Here is a 1,197-nt window from a genome sequence, read left to right on the forward strand (position 1 = left end):
CTACCCGCCCGCCCTTTTCACCACCTCCACGCGCGACGACCGCGTGGGGCCGGTGCATGCGCGCAAGATGCACGCGAAGCTGCTCGCGCAGGGGCACGACAGCAGCTTCTACGAGAACATGGAAGGCGGCCACAGCGCCGCCGCGGACAACAAGGCGTCCGCCTTCATGGATGCGCTCGGCTACGCCTACCTCTGGCACCACATCGGGAGACCGACATGAACAGCAGCAGCACCGCCGCTACCACCCTCGAACTGATCGGCGCGCCGACCGACATCGGCGCCAGCGTGCGCGGCGCGGGCATGGGCCCCGACGCGCTGCGCGTGGCCGGCCTGGCCGAGGCGCTGGCGGGCCAGGGCTTCACGGTGCTCGACCGCGGCAACCTCGCGGGCCCGGCCACGCCGTGGGCACCACCGGCCAACGGGCTGCGCCACCTCACCGAGGTGATCGCGTGGAACCGTTCGGTCTACGCCGCCGTCGACACCGCGCTGGGCGCCGGCCACGTGCCGGTGATGCTGGGCGGTGACCACTGCCTGGCGATCGGCTCCATCAGCGCCGTGGCCTGGCATGCGCGAAAACGCGGCAAGAAGCTGCGCGTGCTGTGGCTCGACGCGCACTCCGACGTCAACACCGAGACCACGAGCCCCAGCGGCAACCTGCACGGCATGCCAGTGTCGTGCCTGCTGGGCCACGGGCCGGCGGACCTCACGGGCTGGAGCGGCGAGCCCGCGGCGCTGGCGCACGACGCCATCCGCTTCATCGGCATCCGCAGCGTCGATGCCGACGAGAAGGAAGCGATCCGCACGCTCGGCCTGCACGTGTTCGACATGCGCCACATCGACGAGAACGGCATGCGCACCACCATGACCGAGGCGCTTCAAGATGTGGACGAAGACACCCACCTGCACGTGAGCTTCGACCTCGATTGCCTCGACCCGGCCGACGCGCCCGGCGTGGGCACGGGTGTGCGCGGCGGGCCGACCTACCGCGAGATGCAGCTGTGCATGGAAATGATCGCCGACACGGGCCGGCTCGGCTCGGTCGACGTGGTGGAGCTCAACCCCGCGCTCGACGTGCGCAACCAGACGGCCGAGGTGGCGGTGGAGCTGATCGAGAGCCTGTTCGGCAAGTCGACGCTGGTGCGCTGACTGCCGAGCTTGTTCAGCCGCGGTTCGGCGACGGCGCCACCGGGAAGGTGG

The 1,197-nt window shown here is 70.7% G+C and carries 2 protein-coding genes; both read left to right on the forward strand.

Translation table 11 applies throughout. The features are described 5' to 3' along the window. Window positions 1-220 (forward strand): prolyl oligopeptidase family serine peptidase (locus tag AC07XP_RS32275; RefSeq protein ID WP_492745466.1); only part of this gene is annotated, 220 nt, incomplete at its 5' end. Next, a complete protein-coding gene (rocF, locus tag AC07XP_RS32280) occupies window positions 217-1,146 on the forward strand; it encodes an arginase (RefSeq protein ID WP_495266962.1) in 930 nt (309 codons plus the stop codon). The genes AC07XP_RS32275 and rocF, both read left to right, overlap by 4 nt. Window positions 1,147-1,197: the final 51 nt, after the last annotated feature.

This window comes from Variovorax sp. GW531-E2, from assembly GCF_059423125.1.

Coding starts and splice junctions, on each gene's coding strand:
- rocF (WP_495266962.1), top strand. CDS start 217: ATGAACAGCAGCAGCACCGCCGCTACCACCCTCGAACTGATCGGCGCG.